This window comes from Aeromonas sp. (genome assembly GCF_051657805.1).
GTDB lineage: Bacteria > Pseudomonadota > Gammaproteobacteria > Enterobacterales > Aeromonadaceae > Aeromonas.
In genome coordinates this window covers 635,036-655,390 of the sequence record NZ_JBOFLJ010000024.1, presented here as the reverse complement: position 1 = coordinate 655,390, position 20,355 = coordinate 635,036, and the positions used below count along the sequence as shown (strand labels likewise).

20 protein-coding genes, 1 tRNA gene and 1 other annotated feature are annotated in these 20,355 nt (G+C 62.3%); of the genes, 15 read left to right on the top strand and 6 right to left on the bottom strand.

Translation table 11 applies throughout. The features are described 5' to 3' along the window. Positions 1 to 8: 8 nt before the first annotated feature. From ACRCYW_RS12050 to ppk2, 3 genes are all read right to left on the bottom strand, one after another. Positions 9 to 140 carry an entericidin A/B family lipoprotein gene (locus tag ACRCYW_RS12050; RefSeq protein WP_438550324.1) on the bottom strand — a complete coding sequence of 44 codons (132 nt, stop codon included), beginning with the start codon at positions 138 to 140 and terminating at the stop codon, positions 9 to 11. A 40-nt stretch (positions 141 to 180) separates the two neighbouring features. Then, a complete protein-coding gene (locus tag ACRCYW_RS12045; RefSeq protein ID WP_438550323.1) occupies positions 181 to 1,251 on the bottom strand; it encodes a PQQ-dependent sugar dehydrogenase in 1,071 nt (356 codons plus the stop codon). Positions 1,252 to 1,368: 117 nt separating this feature from the next. Beyond that, a complete protein-coding gene (gene ppk2 / locus ACRCYW_RS12040; protein ID WP_438550322.1) occupies positions 1,369 to 2,193 on the bottom strand; it encodes a polyphosphate kinase 2 in 825 nt (274 codons plus the stop codon). Positions 2,194 to 3,566: 1,373 nt separating this feature from the next. On the opposite strand from ppk2, the gene ACRCYW_RS12035 reads away from it, so the two are divergent. Next, positions 3,567 to 4,853: a carbohydrate porin gene (locus ACRCYW_RS12035; protein WP_438550321.1), complete on the top strand. Its 1,287-nt coding sequence runs from the start codon at positions 3,567 to 3,569 to the stop codon at positions 4,851 to 4,853. Between the two features lie 124 nt (positions 4,854 to 4,977). Here ACRCYW_RS12035 and ACRCYW_RS12030 read toward each other — a convergent pair. Both ACRCYW_RS12030 and ACRCYW_RS12025 read right to left on the bottom strand, forming a co-directional pair. Beyond that, positions 4,978 to 5,054: transfer RNA gene (locus ACRCYW_RS12030), tRNA-Arg, on the bottom strand. Between the two features lie 50 nt (positions 5,055 to 5,104). Then, positions 5,105 to 6,259 (bottom strand): flagellar assembly protein FlgT, encoded by a 1,155-nt coding sequence (locus ACRCYW_RS12025; protein WP_332502471.1) that lies wholly within the window; start codon positions 6,257 to 6,259, stop codon positions 5,105 to 5,107. Positions 6,260 to 6,532: 273 nt separating this feature from the next. Between ACRCYW_RS12025 and ACRCYW_RS12020 the strand changes: the two genes are divergently transcribed. Together ACRCYW_RS12020 and ACRCYW_RS12015 are read left to right on the top strand one after the other, a co-directional pair. Continuing rightward, complete coding sequence (locus ACRCYW_RS12020; protein ID WP_438550320.1) at positions 6,533 to 7,153, top strand: FlgO family outer membrane protein; 621 nt, start codon at positions 6,533 to 6,535, stop codon at positions 7,151 to 7,153. Positions 7,154 to 7,166: 13 nt separating this feature from the next. Beyond that, the gene (locus tag ACRCYW_RS12015; protein WP_438550319.1) at positions 7,167 to 7,592 is read left to right on the top strand and encodes an LPP20 family lipoprotein; all 426 of its coding nucleotides are present in this window, start codon (positions 7,167 to 7,169) and stop codon (positions 7,590 to 7,592) included. A gap of 129 nt (positions 7,593 to 7,721) precedes the next feature. On the opposite strand, the gene pheA is transcribed toward ACRCYW_RS12015, so the two are convergent. Beyond that, complete coding sequence (gene pheA / locus ACRCYW_RS12010) at positions 7,722 to 8,894, bottom strand: prephenate dehydratase (protein WP_438550318.1); 1,173 nt, start codon at positions 8,892 to 8,894, stop codon at positions 7,722 to 7,724. Between the two features lie 38 nt (positions 8,895 to 8,932). Continuing rightward, positions 8,933 to 9,055, bottom strand: a sequence feature (Phe leader region). Positions 9,056 to 9,238: 183 nt separating this feature from the next. On the opposite strand from pheA, the gene ACRCYW_RS12005 reads away from it, so the two are divergent. The 12 genes from ACRCYW_RS12005 (at position 9,239) to ACRCYW_RS11950 (ending at position 20,355) form a co-directional block, all read left to right on the top strand. Beyond that, positions 9,239 to 9,838: an HAD family hydrolase gene (locus ACRCYW_RS12005; RefSeq protein ID WP_438550317.1), complete on the top strand. Its 600-nt coding sequence runs from the start codon at positions 9,239 to 9,241 to the stop codon at positions 9,836 to 9,838. 126 nt (positions 9,839 to 9,964) lie between these two features. Continuing rightward, on the top strand, positions 9,965 to 10,837 hold the full coding sequence (locus tag ACRCYW_RS12000) for a hypothetical protein (protein ID WP_438550316.1): 873 nt from the start codon (positions 9,965 to 9,967) through the stop codon (positions 10,835 to 10,837). Positions 10,838 to 10,934: 97 nt separating this feature from the next. Beyond that, the gene (locus ACRCYW_RS11995) at positions 10,935 to 11,507 is read left to right on the top strand and encodes a DUF3157 family protein (RefSeq protein WP_438550315.1); all 573 of its coding nucleotides are present in this window, start codon (positions 10,935 to 10,937) and stop codon (positions 11,505 to 11,507) included. Positions 11,508 to 11,833: 326 nt separating this feature from the next. Then, positions 11,834 to 12,463 carry an autotransporter gene (locus tag ACRCYW_RS11990; protein ID WP_438550314.1) on the top strand — a complete coding sequence of 210 codons (630 nt, stop codon included), beginning with the start codon at positions 11,834 to 11,836 and terminating at the stop codon, positions 12,461 to 12,463. Positions 12,464 to 12,624: 161 nt separating this feature from the next. Next, a complete protein-coding gene (locus ACRCYW_RS11985; protein ID WP_438550313.1) occupies positions 12,625 to 13,584 on the top strand; it encodes a YbgA family protein in 960 nt (319 codons plus the stop codon). Positions 13,585 to 13,651: 67 nt separating this feature from the next. Beyond that, a complete protein-coding gene (locus ACRCYW_RS11980) occupies positions 13,652 to 14,509 on the top strand; it encodes a MerR family transcriptional regulator (protein ID WP_438550312.1) in 858 nt (285 codons plus the stop codon). Continuing rightward, positions 14,506 to 15,960, top strand: a complete 1,455-nt coding sequence (gene phrB / locus ACRCYW_RS11975) for a deoxyribodipyrimidine photo-lyase (protein ID WP_438550311.1) — start codon at positions 14,506 to 14,508, stop codon at positions 15,958 to 15,960. The genes ACRCYW_RS11980 and phrB overlap by 4 nt, the downstream gene beginning before the upstream one ends. 1 nt (position 15,961) lies before the next feature. Further along, a complete protein-coding gene (locus tag ACRCYW_RS11970; RefSeq protein WP_438550310.1) occupies positions 15,962 to 16,390 on the top strand; it encodes a nuclear transport factor 2 family protein in 429 nt (142 codons plus the stop codon). Beyond that, complete coding sequence (locus tag ACRCYW_RS11965; RefSeq protein WP_438550309.1) at positions 16,387 to 17,103, top strand: SDR family NAD(P)-dependent oxidoreductase; 717 nt, start codon at positions 16,387 to 16,389, stop codon at positions 17,101 to 17,103. Before ACRCYW_RS11970 ends, ACRCYW_RS11965 begins: the two co-directional genes overlap by 4 nt. 14 nt (positions 17,104 to 17,117) lie before the next feature. Then, the gene (locus ACRCYW_RS11960) at positions 17,118 to 18,365 is read left to right on the top strand and encodes an NAD(P)/FAD-dependent oxidoreductase (RefSeq protein ID WP_438550308.1); all 1,248 of its coding nucleotides are present in this window, start codon (positions 17,118 to 17,120) and stop codon (positions 18,363 to 18,365) included. Further along, positions 18,362 to 19,099 (top strand): DUF1365 domain-containing protein, encoded by a 738-nt coding sequence (locus ACRCYW_RS11955; protein WP_438550307.1) that lies wholly within the window; start codon positions 18,362 to 18,364, stop codon positions 19,097 to 19,099. Before ACRCYW_RS11960 ends, ACRCYW_RS11955 begins: the two co-directional genes overlap by 4 nt. Then, positions 19,099 to 20,355: a class I SAM-dependent methyltransferase gene (locus ACRCYW_RS11950; protein ID WP_438550306.1), complete on the top strand. Its 1,257-nt coding sequence runs from the start codon at positions 19,099 to 19,101 to the stop codon at positions 20,353 to 20,355. Before ACRCYW_RS11955 ends, ACRCYW_RS11950 begins: the two co-directional genes overlap by 1 nt.

The following is a 20,355-nucleotide window of genomic DNA, read 5'->3' as shown; positions in this document are numbered from 1 at the left end:
GTCGCTGCTTAGCGAGCGGCTTCGTCTGCCAGCTTGGACGAGTTCTGGATCACCTCGCCCCGACCCATGCCGTGGATGGTGTTGCAGCCCAGCAGCAACAGGCAGGCGCACAACACCAGCAGGTTTTGACACTTGTTCATACATCCTCCTTGTGGTGCCTCGGCCATCATCACATCCGGATCAGGGGGTGAGCTTCAGCAGCCGTCCCTTGCCCGAATCTGTCAGCAGATAGAGGGCGCCGTCAGGCCCCTCCTTGACGGTGCGGATCCGCTCCCCCAGGTCGGTGAGCAGCCGCTCCTGTGACACTATCTTGTCCCCCTCGAGTTTGAGGCGCATCAGGGCCTGGCCGCGCAGGGCGCCGACGAAGAGATCCCCCTGCCACTCCTTGAATAGCTCCCCCCGATAAAACGTCATGCCGGAGGGGGCGATGGAGGGCACCCAGATCCAGAGCGGCACCGTCATGCCGGGGGCACTCTGGCCTGTGCCAATCTTGCCGCCCCCGTACTCCTCGCCGAAGGTGACCCTGGGCCAGCCGTAGTTGTGGCCGGGTTGGATGAGGTTGACCTCGTCACCCCCCTGGGGGCCGTGCTCGTGGGTCCAGAATTGCTGGCTGCCCGGGCGCAGGGCGGCTCCCTGCATGTTGCGATGGCCCAGGCTCCAGATCTCGGGCAGCGCCCCGGCCGTCTTGACGAAGGGATTGTCGACGGGGACCCGGCCATCCCTGTGCAGGCGCACCGTCTTGCCGAGGTGATTGTCGAGGGTCTGGGCCCTATCCCGTTCCGTGTAGCGATCCCCCAGGGTGATGAAGAGGTAGTCATCCATCAGCACCAGGCGGGAGCCAAAATGAGCGCCGCCGCCGACCTTGGGCTGCTGGCGAAACAGCAGTTGCCAGTCTGTCAGCGCATCTTTTTGCAAGCGGGCGCGGGCCACGGCGGTGCCGGCGCCCCCGTCACCGGGCTCGCTGTAGCTGAGATACAGCCAGCCCTCTCCATCCAGGGCGAGATCCAGCAAGCCGCCCTGGCCCTGAGCGGCGATGGGGGGCAGGCCGGAAACCGGATGGCGCACCCCCTTTGCATCAATGCGCAGCAATCGGCCGGGGCGCTCGCTCACCAGATAACCCCCATCCGGCAGGAAGGCCAGCCCCCAGGGATGGGCGAGATCGGCCGCGATCGGGGTCAGGGTCAGTGCCCGCAGCGGGGCCGCGAGGCAGAGCAGTAACAGGGCAAGCAGTCGAACGGGCAGTGGAAACAAGGGGATACCTCCTCTCAATATGCTGGCGTGGTCCAAGCCATCTTGGCTGAAGTGTAGAGGGGAAACGGGTGACACCGGATAGGGCAAGCCCCTGCATGGGCAGGGGCTTGCCTTGGATCAGAACAGGTCGGGCACGTAGCGGAAGGGGTGATCGGTGGGCTTGGCCTTGCCAATCTTGCGCTTGGGCAGCTTGACGTGCTCCACCGGCAGATCCTCGTAGGGGATGTGGGCCAGCAGGTGGGAGATGATGTTGAGGCGCACCTTCTTCTTGTCCTCCGAATGAGCCACGAACCAGGGGGCCCAAGTGGTGTCGGTGGCGGCGAACATGGCATCCCGCGCCTCCGTGTAATCATCCCAGCGATCGAAAGACTTGATGTCCATGGGGGAGAGCTTCCAGACCTTGCGGCCGTCGTCGATCCTATCCCGCAAACGGCGCTCCTGCTCCTGTGGCGTTACCTCCAGCCAGTATTTCAGCAAGATGATGCCTGCATCGACCATGGACCACTCCATCTGCGGCGTGCTGGCCAGAAACTTGTCGCTCGCCTCCGGGGTGCAGAAGCCCATGATCCGCTCCACCCCGGCCCTGTTGTACCAGCTGCGATCGAAGATGACGATCTCGCCGGCGGCGGGCAGCAGGGGTACATAGCGCTGCATGTAGAGCTGGCTCTTCTCCCGCTCCGTGGGGGCGGGCAGGGCCATGACCCGGAACACCCGGGGGCTGACTCGCTCCGTGATGGCCTTGATGACGCCCCCTTTGCCCGCGCCGTCACGGCCTTCGAAGACGATGCAGACCTTGAGCCCCTTGTGCACCACCCAGCGCTGCAGCTTCACCAGCTCCACGTGCAGGCGGCGCAGCTCCTTCTCGTACTCCTTGGTGCCAAGGGGTTTGTTCTCTTGCGCTGGCGCGGCCTGTTCTGCCTTGGTTTTCTTCTTGTTACCCATGATGTTCTTCCTTGGTGCTGGAGTGGTTGAGCGCCGCTGTCCGTGGGCGGCACCGAATGCAAGCAACTGATGGGGAGTGTAACCCATTGATGCTGGGGTGACAGCGGGCGGGCACTGCGGTGGGATTTGGATCCATAAAAGACCCAAACTACGACGATATTCGTGGCTACCCGACTCTGGGAGCGTGTGGACTTAGCCTCTTTTCTCTACCCATTCCACTCCACTTGATGGATGGCTGTTACGGGAGGCTCTCTCAATATATTTGAACGACAGCGATAACAGCCTCTTTAGAGGCTCTTATTTAAGGTGATGACGTACATCAATTGAAATAACGGGTTTTAATAAGTGGGGAAAACGGTCTGATAACGGCCGGATCAATATGAGTCGCGGTGCTTGGCTCACAGGAAGAAGAGCAGTAGTATTGTCAATATATGAGCCTCATTCACCCTGTGTGAATTATCTTTGTTCAGTCACGATTCAATTAAGAATAGGTTCAGCTTTAACAAATTTTTAATTCAGTGCCTATTCAGTTTAAATATCCGCGATATTAAATTTAATATCAGCTTGAGTCCGCTTTAATAAATCATGGATGGAATTGTGTGAACCCGACTGCAAAAAGCAATCCGGCTTATGTAATCGAATACCTACCTTGATATAGTTCGATCCACTCAAGAGGGGTTCCCTTTTACAGATTGATGTCTGAATTGAATGCCATGGGTTGACGCCATCTTCTATCGGCACGCAAGAGTCGGGAATGGTCAAGTTTGCGAGTAACCCACTGCTCAGATGTCGTGCGGCTTTAGCGCTCGCGCGCTCAGCTGTCTGCCGGGTTGGAGAGCCAGCATTGCCAACCTGGTACAGGTTCGCCTTATGGACATTACCGCTCCTTGCGTCAGCCAATAGCACCGTTATTAATACATAGCCATGGGGCTATTTTGATTCCACGCTTGTTAAAAAGGAAAGCCATTACGCCGATTTAAATACGGTTCAGTCAGCCTGATGCTCGCGCTTTTATAATATTGTTTCATCACAATAGCTAGCTGCTTGTTGCGGTACTCCCGTGGGCGTATTTATCACCGATCGGTATGCTTGGTACAGCTTGTATTAATATTTTTGCACCAAGTGTTAATGCACTGAAAATAAATATCTCTCTCGCAACACAAGAGTGCTTATTAACGCGCTGATATGTCTGGCTTGGCTTAAAACCTCTGGTCAAGCGGTTATATAGAGTGACGTTTGAGCATAGTCACGCCCATGTTTTTATTTCCTCCGGCACAAAGAAGTGCCGGGTTTAACCGGTCATGGAGTCGACTCAGCGAGGCACTGATTGCCTTCGGTGTTTCCCAATCAATCGATGTTATAAGGAAGACATAATGAAAACCAAGTGGCTCCCAATTGCAGTCGCCGTCGTGTCGGCACTCTCCGCCCAAGCCGCCGTCTCTGCCGAAGCGGCCGGTTTTGACTACTACGGTTATTTCCGCTCCGGGGTGGGGACTGGCGACGACGGCTCCATGAAAGATGCCGTGGGTGGCAGCTTCCAGAAGAACAAGCTGGGCCGTCTGGGTAACGAATTCGATACCTATGCGGAAGTCGGGTTTGGCAAGGAGCTCAAAAGCGACGACTCCAAGTCGGTCTATATCCAGACCATGTTCAACATGTACGACGGGGACACCAACAGCAACATGGGAGACTCCAATTTCGGTTGGGAAAACCTGAACATGCAACTGCGCAACTTCATGGGGATGGGGGAGACCTCCTGGGTCGGTATTCGCCAGTACAAGAAAGACTTTGTCATCGACTCAAATGATTTCTTCTACTGGAACCAGACCAACGTCGGTGGCGGTATCGAAGACATGCAGCTGGGTCAGGGCAAACTCTCCGTGGCGGCGCTGCACCGTGACATCGCGGACACCTACAACAACAGCGTGGGCGAACCGATTGAAGACATGATCGATTCCAACCAGCTGGACTTGCTCTACACCAATCTGCCCCTGTGGGACGGCGCGACCCTGGCCATGGGATACAAGTTCCTGAAAGCCGATGCGACCGCCGAGCAAATCGACGCGGATCAGGGCAACCATGAGTATGCCGATGGCCATGCCGTGATGCTGGAGCTGAATCAGTCCCTGCTGGGAACGGGTTGGAACAAGACTACCCTCCAGTACTACGCCGGCGGCTCAGCCCTGCAGGGCGTCCTGTTCGGTGCGGCTGACACTCTGAACGGCACCGTCGAGAGCGGTAACGGCTTCGCCATCCGCAACTACGGCAGCATACCGCTGGGGGCTGACTGGGATCTGAGCCATGCGATCAACTACGCCGAGGCAAACGACATCAAGCAGTGGGATGGGGTCGAGGGGGATGTCACTGCCTTCGCCATGAACGCCAAGGTGACCTACCACTGGAGCGATATCACCCGCACCTATGTGGAGGCTGGCTACTTCGATGACGAGAAGACCGAGAACGGTGATCAGGGTTCCCGCAGCGGCTCCAAGTACACGCTCGCCCAGGCCTTCTCCCTCGGCCGTGGTGAGCCTGAGCTGCGGGTCTTCGCCAGCTACCTCGACAGCGACAACAGCGATTGGGATGGCTCCCACTCCTTCGACAACGGCACCGCCGATGACACCTGGACCGTCGGCCTGCAAGCCAACGTCTGGTGGTAAGGGCATCGCCAGGATCAATAGCTGACATCAGTGCTCGGCCCAGAGTAGAGCACTGAAAAAGGCAGGAAAACCGGAATAAAAAAGAAGGGGTTGGCATCTGACGATGCCAACCCCTTGTCTTGTATGGTGTTCCCGACTGGAGTCGAACCAGTGGCCTGTCCCTTAGGAGGGGACCGCTCTATCCAACTGAGCTACGGGAACCTGATGGCGGGCATTATACAAGAAGCGGCCACCTTTTAAACCCTTGATTCCTATTCCAATACGGCCAGATCGCCGACCTGGACGTTAAATGGCGAATATTTGTTCTGACTGCTGATGACGGCGCCATCCTCGAACACCTGCACCACCTCGAACAGGCCATCGGCCGGGTTGCGCATGACCCGGGACTTGCCGTAGGGATCGACGAAGTCGGCGCTGTGCTGGACGCGGAACTGATCCCCGAGCTTGACCCCGTTGCGCCGTCCCAGATTGATGTGGGGGCCGCGCTCGTGCTGGCCGACGATGCGGGCGGTGACAGGGGCGCAGTTCAGCTCGGCGATGATGTCTTGCGCCGCCTCCTGCAACTGATAATTCACCTCCTGGCCGTAACTCGATTGCCAGAACTGGCCGCTGTTGCTGCCCACCTGCTCCCGCTTGGAGAAGGTCCAGTTGGCGCGTCCCTGATACTCCTTGCGACCGAGCAGGCTGCCGTTGATACCGTCGAACAGGTAGAGCTGCATGCGAAAGTTGCGGATGGGATCCTGATACCAGCTGGTCAACTGGTTGCCCTGGGGCTCGAGGGAGAGATCGTCGATGCTGCCGAGCACCAGATACTGGCTGTCGGTGCGCAGGCTCAGGGCCTTGATCTCCTCGAGGGCGCTGCTGTCACCCTGTTGTAGATGGAGCGGGTCGATGCGCAGGTTCTCGTCCAGCCACTGGCGGGCAAGTACCCCTTGCGGCGCCTTGGCCAGGGTCTCGAACAGGTGGCGGGAGAGATCCGCCGGCATGTCGTCGAGAGCCCCCGTGCTGGCCTGATCCGGGTAGCGCATCCGCAAGCGGACCAGCGTCAAATCCTTGGCGTAGTGCTGGGTCTGGCAGATCTGGCGCTCCGCCTGGATGTCGGCCTGCACAGTGATGTACATGCGGCCGTTACGCACCTCTTCCCGCTTGAGCCGATACTGACGGATATCGCCACCGGAGCGGATCTGGATCTGCTCCGAGCGCAGGCTGCCGTTCTCTAGGCGCTGGATGCTGGAGACGGCGGCGCCACTCGCCAGCAGGGCCTGGCGCAGGGCATCCCGGGTCGCCTGCTCACGGGCATAGACCTCGTCGCCACCCAGGATGGCGGCGCTGCCCTGGGCCTCGATGATCTCGGCCCGAGCCGACAGAGTGATCAGCAGCAGGGTTAACGGCAGCACAACTTTCATAGCAAACACCTTGAATAAGCGGAGCTCATCGAACCCGCGCCAAGCGGCGGCAAGGGGCGATAGCAGTCCTGAACAGGGGGCGGTTTGTACCCATGCTGCAAATAAAAGCAAGATCCATGCCTCATTCCCGGTGCCGCCCCCGCCTGGCCCGGGATCCGCGCAGGGGATCCGGGATCCTGAGGGACGGATAACGAGATCCAGGGTGATTCACGCCTCAAGTGTTGGCCGCCGCGACCGATAACAGAGTCAGGTGTAGATACAGGAAAGGTATCCATGAACAGATTTATCACGGCGTTGGCTATCACGCTGGTGCTGACCGGCTGCGGTACTGCCGACCCCATCAACCGGGATCAGGGAGATCCCAGGCAAGCGGCCAAGGGCATGGAGCTCAACTGGCTGGTGGCGCGCATGACCGATCAGCTGATGGAGCGCAAGTCCCTTACCACCCTGAGCGAGCCCATCGCGGTGGCCTCCTTCGTCGATCTCGATACCCTCAAAGACACCAACTGGATGGGGCTGCAGATCGAGGAGAGCTTCATCTACGAGCTGAACCGGCGCGGGGAAGTGGTGGTGGACTTCAAGACCACGGGCAGCATTCAGGTGACCCCCAGTGGCGACTTCGTGATGAGCCGCAACTACCGGGATCTCTCCGCCCGTCTGCCTATTTCGCGCATCCTGACCGGCACCTTCAGCCGCAATTCCCAGGGGATCCTGGTCAACGCCCGCATCATCGATCTGCGCACCAAGATGGTGGAGACCACGGCCCAGAGCCTGATCCCGCAACAATACCTGTCCGGTGCCAGCAACTCGTTTGGCCGGGCATCCGTCAACCGGGGTTACCTGATGCGGGGCGGCCAGAGCGCGTCCGGACATCTGGTCAACCTGACCCCATGACAAGGAGCCATAGATGAAAATTTTACTGGGTTGCCTGATGGCAATGCTATTGACTGCCTGCAGCGGCAATCGGGTCGTGAACTACGACACGGCGCAGAAGCCGGACGATTTTCCTGTGCTCAAAGCGGTCGGCTATGCGGTGATCGACATCCAGCCGGGGCCCTCCCAGTCGGAGAAGATGCTGCAAGCGATCCGGGCCTCCAAGATGGATGCCTACCGGGAGCTGGCGGAGCAGCTCAACGGCCAGCAGGTGCGGGCCAACAGCAGCTACAAGGATCTGACCCAGACCGCCAACTCCCTGGACGTGTCGGTGGCCGGCGTGGTGCGCGGCGCCCGTGTGGTGGCGACCTATCCCCGTGGCAACACCTATGCCACCGAGATGGAGCTCGACACCCGCAACCTCTATAGCCTCAACCAGCTGATGGCGGGTCAGTTCTGACAAGGGGATCCATCGGCTTGTCCAGGCCGTGACAGAGGCTCTGGCCGGCAAAGAGGCAACAAAAAGGCGAACCTGAGGTTCGCCTTTTTATTTGTGCTCGGGGCCGTTGCGTTGCACATGGATCCCGGGTTATTTCCCCATCAGCACAGGCGGTACCGTGGTCGGCTTGACGTCTTCGCTCGGGTAGCAGCCCAGCACCTTGATGTAGCGGGTGATGGCGGTCAGCTCCAGCAGGGCGGCCTGCATCTCCGGATTCTGCAGGTTGGCGGAGACATCCAGGTAGAACATCTCCTCCCAGGGGTTGCCCTGCACCGGGCGGGATTCCAGCTTGGTCATGTTGATGTCATGGCTGCGCAGCACCAGCAGCGCCTCCACTAGGGAGCCGGGCTTCTGGGAGGTGGACATGATGAGGGTGGTCTTGGCCGGGATCTGGGACGCCACGTCGATGGGCTTGCGTGCCACCACGATGAAGCGGCTGTAGTTCTCCTTCTGGTTCGCGAGCTGCTCGGCCAGCACATCCAGGCCGTACAGTTCGCCGCCAGCGGCGCTGCCGATGGCGGCGGCCTCCGGGCTCCCCAGCTCCTTTACCTTCATCATGGCGCTGGAGGAGGAGTCGCAGATCTCGTGGCGCGCCCCGTCCAGCTTGCTCAGGTAGTGGGAGCACTGCTGGAACACCTGGGGATGGGCGTAGAAGGTCTTGATGCGGGACAGCTCGGTCGGTACCGCCGTCAGGATGCAGTGCTCTATGGGATAGGTCAGCTCACCGACGATGGAGAGGGTGGTGTGCTGCATCACGTCGTACACCTCGTTGATGGAGCCCGAGCTGGTGTTCTCGATGGGCAGCACCCCGAAGGCGGCGCGGCCGGACTCCACGCTGTCCAGCACCTCGCGGAAGTTCTGGCAGTTCACCTCGATCACCTGATCCTTGTAGCGTGCCAGGTACTTGCGGGCCGCGAGGCTGGAGTAGGAACCGCGCGGGCCCAGATAGGCGACGCTGGTCATGGGCTCCTGCTGCTCAGGGTTCAGCAGACTCTGCAGATAGGCCTGCTGGGAGAGCACAGAGTCTTCGATGATGGTGTGGTAGATGCGGGTGATGTATTGGGCATCCAGGGCGAGGGGGCGCCCCTTCTGGATGAGGGCCACCAACAGATCCTGTTCGCGCTGGGTGTCGCGGATGGGACGGGGGTTGGCCTGCTTGGCCCGGGCCACCTCGATGCTGAGGGCCTTGCGCTTGGCCAGCAGGGCGAGCAGCTCCTCATCCAACTGGGTAATGTCCTGTCTGATCTCGTCGAGCGTAGCCATTGTGGTTCCCTATCCAAGTATTCGGTGATGGTGAATGCAAAAAAAAGCCTCCGCTAGGGGAGGCTCGATTCGTCTTTGTTTTCTGTTCATGCGACGACAGGGCCTTCCCTCATGTGGGCCGGATAAACGAGAAAACGAAGAAGAATGGTGCGTGCATGGGCTTGTCCTTGAGGTAACGCCATAAGCATTAAGGGATTTGGCGGCGCGATGCAAGTAAAACTTGCCCGGGCCCCGCGTTGAAGGCAGGGTAGGGAACCAGGGGTGGGGCAGTATTGGCGCCGTAAAGGTCCCTTTGCAACATCCGATTTCATCGGTGCCCTATACCGAACGCAGGAGGTGAGACGATGGCGATTATCTTCGATCTGGGACGAGTGGTGGTGAGCTGGGATCCGGTGGCCATAGTGCGCTCCGTGATGGGCCCCGCGGATGCCGAACTGCTGGCCGAACGGCTGTTCAACCACCCGGACTGGCTGGAGGTGGACAGGGGCACCCTGTCGCTGCACACCATGGCGCGCCAGGCCGAGGCGCGCACCGGGCTCTCTGCGGCGCAAAACCTCGCCATCCTGCAGGCGGTGCCCGCCTCCCTGCTGCCGGATCCCGCCATGGTGCGCCTTATCGAGGAGCTGCACGGCGCCGGCCACGCCCTCTATGCCCTCTCCAACATGGGCCACGCCAGCATCGACTGGCTGGAGCAGCATCAGCCGTTCTGGCGCTTCTTCAGCGGCAAGGTGGTGTCGGCGCGGGTGCGCATGATGAAGCCGGAGCCGGACATCTACCGCTACCTGCTGGTGTCGTTTGATCTCAGGGCCGAGGATTGCCTGTTTATCGACGACAGCCCGGCCAATGTCAGGGCTGCCGAGGCGCTCGGCCTGCGCGGTCTGGTCTTTACCGACGCAAAGATGTGCCGCGACCACATGATTGAGCAGAAATTATTGCCGGCATGAGGTGGCGAGTGGGTCTTGTTGCGGTGCGTTCTCCTAGCATAAAAAGCATTGTCGATAAACCTTTTGGAAATAAAAAACGGTTTTATCCTTATTCTTTAAGGGTCTATTCAGCTTTCTAACAACAAAATGGCATCCAATTCATCATCCGGAGTTGTTGTAATGGATGCCAATGTTGTCGTGCTGAATCGGGGATACGATCAGACCTTTCAGGCCAGGGAGCAGCGCATCATCGAGACGCTGGCCGGCCATGATGAGCTGCTTGTCTCCTTCTCGGGTCGACTGGCATCTTGCTACAGCATGGAGCTGTGCCGGGCCAGCGGGGCTCGCATTCGGGCTATCACCCTGGACAGCCCGACCCTCAGCCGCCAGGCGGTGTCACGAGCCAAGCGCTATTGCCGTCATTACGGCATCGAGCAGAAGGTGATCAAGACCGACGAGATCCTCATCTGCAACTATCCCGGCCACTTTGGCAAGGTGCTCGACCCCATTCGCTACGTCTGCCAGCTGACGGCGCTGGAGAGCAACTGGGGCCACCAGCCCATACTGCTGCCCGCCTCCGCCGAGGAGCAGCGCTGTTATCTGCAGCGCTTCGACAGCCTGCCGACCAACACCCTCTGGTGTTTCGCCGAGCAGGGCATGACGGACCGGGATTTTCGCTACGGCTTTCACAAGCGGCAGCTGGATCTCTGGGGCAAGGGGGGCAATGGCTGCCTGAGCAGCCGCTTCCCCGACCCCGTCACCCTGGACAGGCGTCACCTGCGCATGGTGGACATGGCCGAGCAGATGCTGAGCGACATGGGGCTGGAGGAGGCGCAGGTCTTCTTCCACACCCTGGCGGACAGGGTCACCACCCTGGCCAGGGTACAGGTTCCCCAGCGGTTGCGAGCCCGGGTCTTCGACATGCAGAGCAGCATACTTCACGCCCTCAAGAGCACGGATTTCGATCTGGTGACCCTGGACATGGTATCGGCGGAAGAGCCGCTGCTGATGGCGACCTGAGCGGGCGGCGGGGATGATGACAACGTGAGTCGAGTCATAGGCAAGTCGGGGCCAACTCTTTATACTTGCCCATCCTATTCCTAGCGAGCACTCGCCCATGAAGCCCCTGTCCCGACTGCTGATCGCCCTCAGCCTCTCCCCCCTGCTGGCACAGGCCGCCCCCCTGACCCAGGTGACCCTGCCGGATGGGCGCCAGATCCAGCTCAACGATGACTACACCTGGGAATATCTGCTGGTCAAGCCGGCCGCCCCGGCCGAGTTGACGACGGGAGTCAAGGGCGCATCGGCCGCGGCCGTGGTGGCGGCCCCCGTGCTGACCGAACAGGCCCTGAGCAACCCGGAGCTGCTCTCTCAGGCGACCCGGGACGGCATCAACGTCAAGCTGGAGCTGGTGGAAGGGGATGATCCCCTGCAGCTGCATTTCAAGCTGAGCAACAGTGGCACCCGCAACGTGGTGCGGGTCAATGGCAGCGTCACCCTGTTCAGCGAGCAGGGCACCCAGCTGGGCACTCAGGAGGTCCGTTTCTGGGCCGGTGAGAACCGCCTGCCAGAGTCCTATCTGCGCAAGGGGGAGCAGCGCCCCTCCCGCGCCATCGAGGTGGCGCGTCCCGCCGGGCTGAACAGCAAGCCGCTGGTACGGGTGCAGATCGATGAGGTGGAATTCCGCTAAGGGCCTCCCTCATTGACCGCTGGTTCGCGCTTTTATAGCGATACCGACCACGGAAAAGGAACTGATGCCGATAAACCGCGGTCACAGTGTCACCCTCAGGCCGGGGAGATCGACTCCCGGCGCCTGAATAGGGCCTGGACTGCGATGAACCAAGGGGGCCGCCGGCCCCCTTGTTCGTGGATTGTTGCTCCGGTAACTGACTGCAATATTTGCTTACATCTGCAATGCTTTGGCAACAGCTTGCCGCTCGGCACCACAGGCTTTGCCCGTCACAATGACCCCATACCAGTTAGCGCATCGCTAGCTCAACAAATGGAGTCAATCTCATGCAAAAAGTCGCACTCTCAATCCTGGTTCTGGCCGGTCTCTCTTCCACCTCCGTCATGGCACAGGATGCGTTCAGCTACGCCAAGGGCGCCGCCACCTGGGCTCACACCAAGTCCGACTTCGTCGGTGGCAAGGACAGCAACAACCGTGATTTCGGCGGCCTGAGCCTGGATCTGTCCAAGAGCTTCGGTTCCAACTTCTACGGCCGTCTGGGCTCCGAGTACACCTCCCGCAACAGCGGCAACGACAGCATGGGCATCAGCAGCCTGGGTGTGGGTGTGTTCACCCCCCTCAGCACAGGCCTGAACCTGTACGGTGAAACCGGCCTGATGGGGTACAGCATGGAGCGCGAGCTGGCCAGCAACGTGAACGACTCCGGTTGGGACAACATCACCCGCAAGCAGAGCGGCAGCCTGTACGGGGAAGTGGGCCTGCGTTATGACATCGGCGCGGTCGAGCTCTCCACCGCCTACCGCTACGCCAACATGACCGACGACATGCACGATTTCAAAGTGGGCGGTGCCTACAAGCTGACCCAGAACCTGGCGCTGACCGCCGACTACACCTACCGCCACTGGGATCTGCAGCAGGGTTCCATCTCCAGCCTGGGTGTGAAGTACAGCTTCTAATCTTCCTTCCTGTAGTAGTGTCTTGGTTTTTGCCCATGGTTTCGGCCATGGGCTTTCTTGTTTATGCCTGCCCGCTTTTTTCTCTCGTTTAACCTTGTACAACTTTACCTATCTTGTACAACTGCTATAACTGATCCAATAGTTATACGCAGGGTGCATCTATGTACAAGATCAAGGTAGGGATCAGCGCCTGTCTGCTCGGTCAGACGGTCCGCTTCGATGGGGGTCACAAGCACTCCCACTTCTGCGAGCGCGAGCTCGGTGCCCACTTTGACTTTCACCCCGCCTGCCCCGAGATGGCCATCGGCCTCGGCGCCCCCCGCGCCGCCATCCGCCTGGTGAGGCGAGACGGGGAGGTGCGGGCCCAGAGCAGGGATGGCACGCTGGACGTGACCGAGCGGCTCATCGCCTTCAGCGAGCAGCAGGCCGGGCGCCTCGATTCTCTCTCAGGCTACATCCTCTGCGCCAAGTCCCCGAGTTGCGGCATGGAGCGGGTGCGCGTCTATGCCGTCAATGACAGGGCGCCGGGTGGGGAGGGGGGCGCCAAGGAGGGAGTTGGCCTGTTTGCCCAGGCCCTGATGGAGGCCAACCCCCTGCTGCCGGTGGAAGAGGATGGTCGCCTGTGCGACCCCGTGCTGCGGGAGAACTTCGTGCTGCGGGTCTTCGCCTACCACGACTGGCAGCAGCTCTGTGCCCGGGGCCTCAGCGCCGCCAGCCTCACCGGCTTTCACGCCCGTTACAAGTATCTAGTGCTCTCCCACGCCACCCGCCATTACCAGGACCTCGGCCGCCTGCTGGGAGGGCTGGGGCGAGAACCTCTGAATGAGATCGCGCAGCGCTATATCCAGGGGCTGATGGAGGCCTTGCACCTGCGGGCCAACCGGCGCGGTCACACCAATGTGCTGATGCACCTGCAGGGCTACTTCAAGCGGGTGCTGACCCCCTCCCAGAAGCAGGAGTTGTGCGAGCTCATCGACAAGTACCGCCTCGGCCTGGTGCCCCTGCTGGTGCCCCTGACCCTGTTGCGTCATCACCTGCGGGAGCATCCGAACCCCTATCTGGCCCGGCAGGTCTACCTCAACCCTCATCCGGAATCACTCAGGCTTCGATATGGCCTGTGAACGGCGGGCGCCCCATGGCCACCGGCCCAGCACCTGACCCCGGTTTCTCACATTGAACGGACTATTCATGCAACAACAGAACGATGACAAGGGGCTATACCCCATCCGCGAGGTCGCTCGCCTGACCGGGGTCAATCCCATCACCCTGCGGGCCTGGCAGCGGCGCTATGGCCTGGTGCAGCCTGCCCGCACCGAGAAGGGTCACCGCCTCTACAGCGAGCAGGACATCCGCCAGATAGGCGAGATCCTGAGCTGGCTGGAGCGGGGGGTCAGCATAGGTCAGGTCAAGGGGCTGCTGAGCGAGCCCCATCGCCCCCTGGCCGGGGATCACTGGCAGCAGACCCTGCAGCAATGTGGGGAGACCATGCTCGCCTTCAACCAGCGCAAGGCGGAGGCGCAGCTTCAGGATCTGCTCAGCAGCTACCCCTTCGAGCTGGTGCGCGAACGGGTGTTGCAGCCCCTGCAGGCGCAACTGCTCGGCCTGTGGCGCGAGCGTCCCGATGGGGAGTGGCTGCAGCGCTACTGGCTTGGCTGGTTGCAGGCTCACTTCGCCCGCCATCTCATCGAGCAGGAGAAGGGAGCCCCCATTTGTCTGGCGAGCTGGGGCCAGGTCGGCCCCCTGGATCTGCTCTGGTACGCCTATGAGCTGATCAATCAAGGCTATGAGGTGCAGCTGATCGGTCCTTGTGACCCCAGGGGGGCCGCCCTGCTGGCCGGACGGGTGCCGGATGACTGGCGGGTGCTCTTGGGGGCGGGGCTTGGCAAGGGGGAACTGGCCGAGCCCTGGCCTGCGTCCTGCCAGCTGTTCGGCCCCCTGGGCGCCCTCTATGAGCCGGACTGGCTCTTCGCTCACTCCTGGTCTCCCACCCTGCGCGCCCTCGCCGGGCAGGAGTCCGGGCGCGGTGAGCGCGGGAGGCAGCCATGAGGCTGGTCTGGTTTAGAAACGATCTGCGGCTGGCGGATAACCCGGCCCTGCGCCATGCCTGTGCCACTCCTGGCGATACGGGCGGAGAGGAGGGCGAGGGAGGCGGGGTCGCCGCGCTCTTCGTCATCAGCCCGGCCCAGTGGCGAGCGCACAAGATGGCCCCTATCCGTCAGCGTTTCCTGCTGGCCCAGGTCGATGAGCTCGGCAAGGGGCTGGCGGCCCTCGGCATCCGCCTGCACCTGCTGCGGGTCGAGACATTTGCCGAGGTGCCGGCCGAGATCTCAGCCCTGGCGAGCCGACTCGGGGTGCGCCAGCTCCATGCCAATCAGGCCATAGAGCTCGACGAGCAGCGCCGGGATCTGGCGGTGAGTGAGGCGTTGCAGGGGCAGGGAGTCCAGAGCCACTGGTTCAACGGCTGCTGCGTGCTGCCCCCGGGGCGGGTGCTGACCGGTAGCCAGGAGATGTTCAAGGTGTTCACCCCCTACTGCCGGGCCTGGCTCAAGGCCCTGGAGGAGGATGGCTTCGTCATCCATCGCACCCCGGCGGCGCGGGGGGCCCCCTTGCCCTGGGCACCGCTCGCCGAGACCGGCCTGATCGAGGAGATGACGCGGGCTCCAGAGGAGGTGGCGCGCTGGCCGGTGGGGGAGGCCGAAGCCCAGCGCCGCCTGCACACCTTCCTGGAAGAGGCCGTGCTCGACTATGGCCAGACCCGGGACTTCCCGGCCCTGGCCGGTACCTCGGTTATCTCCCCCTATCTGGCGGCGGGGATCCTCAGCCCGCGCCAGTGCGTGGCGGCACTGCAGCAGAGGCTCGGCTACCGACCCCAGTCCAGGGCACAGCCGGGTTTTGTCTGGCTGAACGAGCTCATCTGGCGGGAGTTTTATCGCCACCTGCTGATGCTGGTGCCGAGCCTCTCCATGAACCTGCCGTTCAAGGCCGAGACCCGGGCCCTACCCTGGGGCTGGGATCCGGCGGCGCTTGCGGCCTGGAGCGAGGGGCGTACCGGCTATCCCATCGTCGATGCGGCCATGCGTTGCCTCAATGCCACCGGCTGGATGCACAACCGGTTGCGGATGATAGTGGCGAGCTTTCTCACCAAGGATCTGCACCTGCACTGGCGGCTCGGGGAGGATTACTTCATGAGCCGGCTGGTGGACGGGGATCTCGCTGCCAACAATGGCGGCTGGCAGTGGGCGGCAGGCACGGGCGCCGATGCGGCCCCCTATTTTCGGGTGTTCAACCCCACCACCCAGGGCCAGCGCTTTGATCCGGACGGGGAGTTCATCCGTACCTGGGTGACAGAGCTCGCGGATGTGCCGACCCCTCAGTTGCACAGGCCCCACGAGTGGTTGCAGCAGCATGCTCGATATGATTACCCGGCTCCCATGGTGGATCATGCCGTTGCACGGATAAGGGCTATCGAGATGTTCCGGGAACTGGAGAGAAAATAGGATGAACGAACCGCTGGCCCACTTCATCGTCCTCTACCTACAGCTCGACAGGCAGCAGCTGCATCGGCTGCCGGAGATCTATGCGGAGCAGGTGGTGTTCATGGATCCGGCCCACCGGATCGAGGGGTTGGCGGCCCTCACGCGTTATTTCGCTTCCCTCTATCAGCGGCTCGATCACTGCCGTTTCGAGATAGTGAGCCAGCAGCAGCAGGGCAACGAGGCCTGGCTCAGCTGGATCATGACCTTCGCCCATCCACGCCTCGCCGGCGGCAAGCCGGTGCGGGTGGAGGGGGCGACCCGGCTGCAGTTCGACCCCTGGGGCAAGGTATGTCTGCATCGGGACTACTTCGATCTCGGCGCTATGTTGTACGAACAGTTGCCCCTGCTGGGGCCCCTCATCCGCGCCATCCGCGCAAGGCTGGGCGCATGAGTGGCCGGGTGCTGATCACGGGGGCCAGCTCGGGCCTCGGCCGCGCACTGGCCCTTGCCTACCGGCAGGCGGGCTGGCAGGTGTGGGGCTGCGGTCGTGACGCTGGGCGGCTGGCCGAACTCGCGGTTGCCGGCGTCACCCCGCTGCGCTTCGATGGCCGCGATGGCAGCGCCACCGCCGCGGCGGCTGTCGGCTTGCCACCCCTGGATCTGCTGATCCTCAACGCGGGGAGCTGCGAATACATCAAGGATGCCCACCATTTCGATGGCGCCCTCTTTGCCCAGGTCATCGAGACCAATCTGGTGGCCACCGGCCACGCCCTCGCCGCCTTCCTGCCCCTGCTCGGCAAGGGCTCACGGCTGGCCATAGTCGGCTCGGCGGTGAGCTGGCTGCCTCTGCCCCAGGCCGAGGCTTATGGCGCCTCCAAGGCGGGGCTCGACTATCTGGCGGCCAGCCTGTGCCTCGACCTGCGAGGGATCGGCATAGGGGTGACCCTGATCCGGCCCGGCTTTATCGATACCCCATTGACCGCCCGCAACCACTTTCCCATGCCCTGCCTGCTGCCGGTCGATGAGGCGGCGCGGCAGATCCTGAAGGGGCTGGCAGCTGGTCGGGATCAGATCCACTTCCCGCTTCGTTTCATAGGGTTGCTGCGCCTGCTTGGGGCGCTTCCCGTGGGCATCTGGCTACGCCTTGCCCGCCATCTCACTTAGCAAGGATGCCGAGCATGAAGAGAAGGATCGCCATCGTGGGGTCGGGGATCTCCGGGTTGACCGCAGGCTATCTGCTGCACCAACACCATGAGATCACCCTGTTTGAGGCAGCCCCCGTGCTGGGGGGGCACACGGCCACCGTGGACATCAGCCAGGAGGGGCGTCATCACGCCATCGACACCGGCTTCATCGTGTTCAACGACAGAACCTATCCCCACTTCCTGAAGCTGCTGGCAAGGATAGGGGTGACCCGCCAACCCACCGAGATGAGCTTCTCGGTCAAGAGCGAGGGGCTCGAGTACAACGGCCACTCCCTGGCCAGCCTGTTTGCCCAGCGCGGCAACCTGCTGCGGCCGCGCTTCTATCGCTTCATCGCCGAGATCTTGCGCTTCAACCGGCTGGCCCGCCGCTGGCTGGCCCAAGAACCCCGGGAGCTCGATCCGACCCTGGGGGACTTCCTGCAAGAGGGGGGCTTTAGCGACTACTTCGCCCGCCACTACATCCTGCCCATGGGGGCGGCCATCTGGTCATCCACCCTGGCGGACATGCGGGTCTTTCCCCTCGGCTTCTTCCTGCGTTTCTTCGAGCATCACGGCCTGCTCAGCGTCACCAATCGCCCCCAGTGGTACGTGATCCCGGGGGGATCACGCGAGTACATAGCCCCCCTCACGGCGGGCTGGCAGAGCGGGATCCGGCTGGCCTGCCCGGTGCAGGGGATCCGGCGGCAGGGGGAGGGGGTGCGGGTCTGCAGCCAACATGGGGAGGAGCAGTTCGATGAGGTGATCCTCGCCTGCCACAGCGATCAGTCGCTGGCCCTGCTCACCGATGCCAGCGAGCAGGAGCGGCAGATCCTCGGCGACATCGCCTATCAGGCCAACGCGGTCTGGTTGCACACGGATGTGGGCAGCCTGCCCAGCCGGCGCAAGGCCTGGGCCAGCTGGAACTATCGGCTCGATGACGATGAGCAGGCCAGGCCCCTGGTGACCTACAACATGAACATACTGCAGGGGTTGCAGGGGTCGACCCCCTTCTGCGTCAGCCTCAATCCCGCCGGCAGGGTGGATGAGCGCAAGGTGCTGCGCCGTTTCGTCTACCACCACCCCGTGTTTAACGGGATCGCGCTGGCGGCGCAGGTGCGGCGACACCAGATCTGCGGGCAGCGCCATACCCACTTCTGCGGCGCTTACTGGTACAACGGCTTTCACGAGGATGGGGTGCGCAGCGCCCTGGATGTGGCCAAGCGCTTCGGAGCCAGGCTATGAGCACCGCCCTCATCAGCGCCATCTGGCAGGGTTCGGTGCGCCATCGCCGCTTCACGCCGCGCCCTCACGCCTTCGCCTACCCGCTCTTCATGCTGGGGCTGGATCTGGACGAGTTGCAGGGCTTGCGGCTGGGGGGCTGGCTCGGGGTCGAGCGGATCGGGCTGCTCTCGTTTCGGCGAGCCGATTACCTGAGAGGCAGCGAGGGCTCCCTCAAGCAGGCTGTGTGGGACAAGGTGGCCGCCCTTGGCGGAGAGCAGAGGGAGGGGCGGGTGCTGCTGCTCGGCAATGTGCGCTGCCTCGGCTTCTACTTCAGCCCGGTCAATTTCTACTTCTGCTATCAGGGCAGCGATGCCCGTTACCTGCTGGCGGAGGTCTCCAACACCCCCTGGAACGAGCGCCACTACTACCTGCTGGACTTGGCGGCCCTGGTGCCCCACGACAAGGATTTCCACGTCTCCCCCTTCATGGCGCTGGCCATGCGCTATCACTGGCGTATCCGCCCTCCCGGGGAGGAGACCCTGATCCACATCGAGAGCCATCCCCAGAGCGGTGAGCCCAAGTTGTTCGACGCCACCCTGGCGCTGGCCCGCTCACCGCTCTCCAGACGTGGGCTCTGCGCCCTGCTGCTGCGCTGGCCCTGGATGACCATGCGGGTGTTGCTCGGCATCTATTGGCAGGCGCTGAGACTCTTCATCAAACGGATCCCGCTGTTCGCTCACCCGGAGACTCACTAATGGAACTGGTGCAATCCACGACATCTCTCTCCCTGCCGGACCGTTGGGCACGGCAACTGGTGATCAGGTTGCTCGGCCACCTGCAACAGGGTCAGCTGTCACTGCGTGACGGGGAGGAAACCTTGACCTTCGGGGTGGCGGGTACGGATCTGCAGGCCGAGGTGAGGGTGCTGGATCCCGCCTTCTACCGGCGCCTGCTGCTGGGGGGCAGCATAGCGGCGGGGGAGACCTGGGTGGAGGGGCTCTGGACCAGTCCGGAGCCAGTGACCCTGGTGCGGCTGCTGGCCCGCAACGTGGCACTGCTCGACAAGCTGGAGCGGCGCTTTGGCTGGCTCAGTCTGCCGCTCAACAAGCTGCGCCACTGGGGCAGCCGCAATACTCAGGCAGGTTCGCGGGCCAACATCGCGGCCCATTACGATCTCGGCAACCGCCTCTATCAGGGCTTCCTCGACAGCCATATGCAGTACTCCAGCGCCCTCTACCCGGCGGACGATGCCACCCTGGAGGAGGGGCAGCAGGCCAAGCTCAGAACCATCTGCGAGCGGCTGGCGCTGGGGCCGGACGATCACCTGCTGGAGATTGGCACCGGCTGGGGCGGGCTCGCCATCTACGCCGCCCGCCACTATGGCTGTAGGGTCACCACCACGACTATCTCCCAGGCGCAGTACGATCACGCCAGGGAGTGGATCGCGGCGGCCGGACTCGAAGATCGCATCACTCTGCTGCAACAGGATTATCGCAAGCTGGAGGGGCGCTACGACAAGCTGGTCTCCATCGAGATGATAGAGGCAGTGGGCCACGCCTTCCTGCCGGACTACTTCAGGCAGCTGTCGCGCCTGCTGAGACCCGGCGGCCGATTGCTGATCCAGGCCATCACCATCGCCGATCAGCGTCACGACCAGTATGTGCGCGGCGTCGACTTCATCCAGCGCTACATCTTCCCCGGTGGCTGCCTGCCGAGCGTCGCCCAGATGGCCGGCCTGCTGGCCCGGGAGACCGACATGCAGCTGGTGCGGCTGCACGATCACGGCCTGCACTACGCCCGAACTTTGGCCCACTGGTGCGAACGTTTCCTGGCGCTGGCTCCCGAGCTGCCGAGGTTGGGTTACAGCCAGGACTTCATCCGGCTCTGGCACTTCTACTTCGCCTATTGCGAGGGGGGATTTCGGGAGCGGGCCATCAGCCTGGTGCAACTGGAGGCGGCCAAGCCCGGCCCGGATGGCTGGTCGGGGGATGGCCCCGTGAGCCGGCGCTGA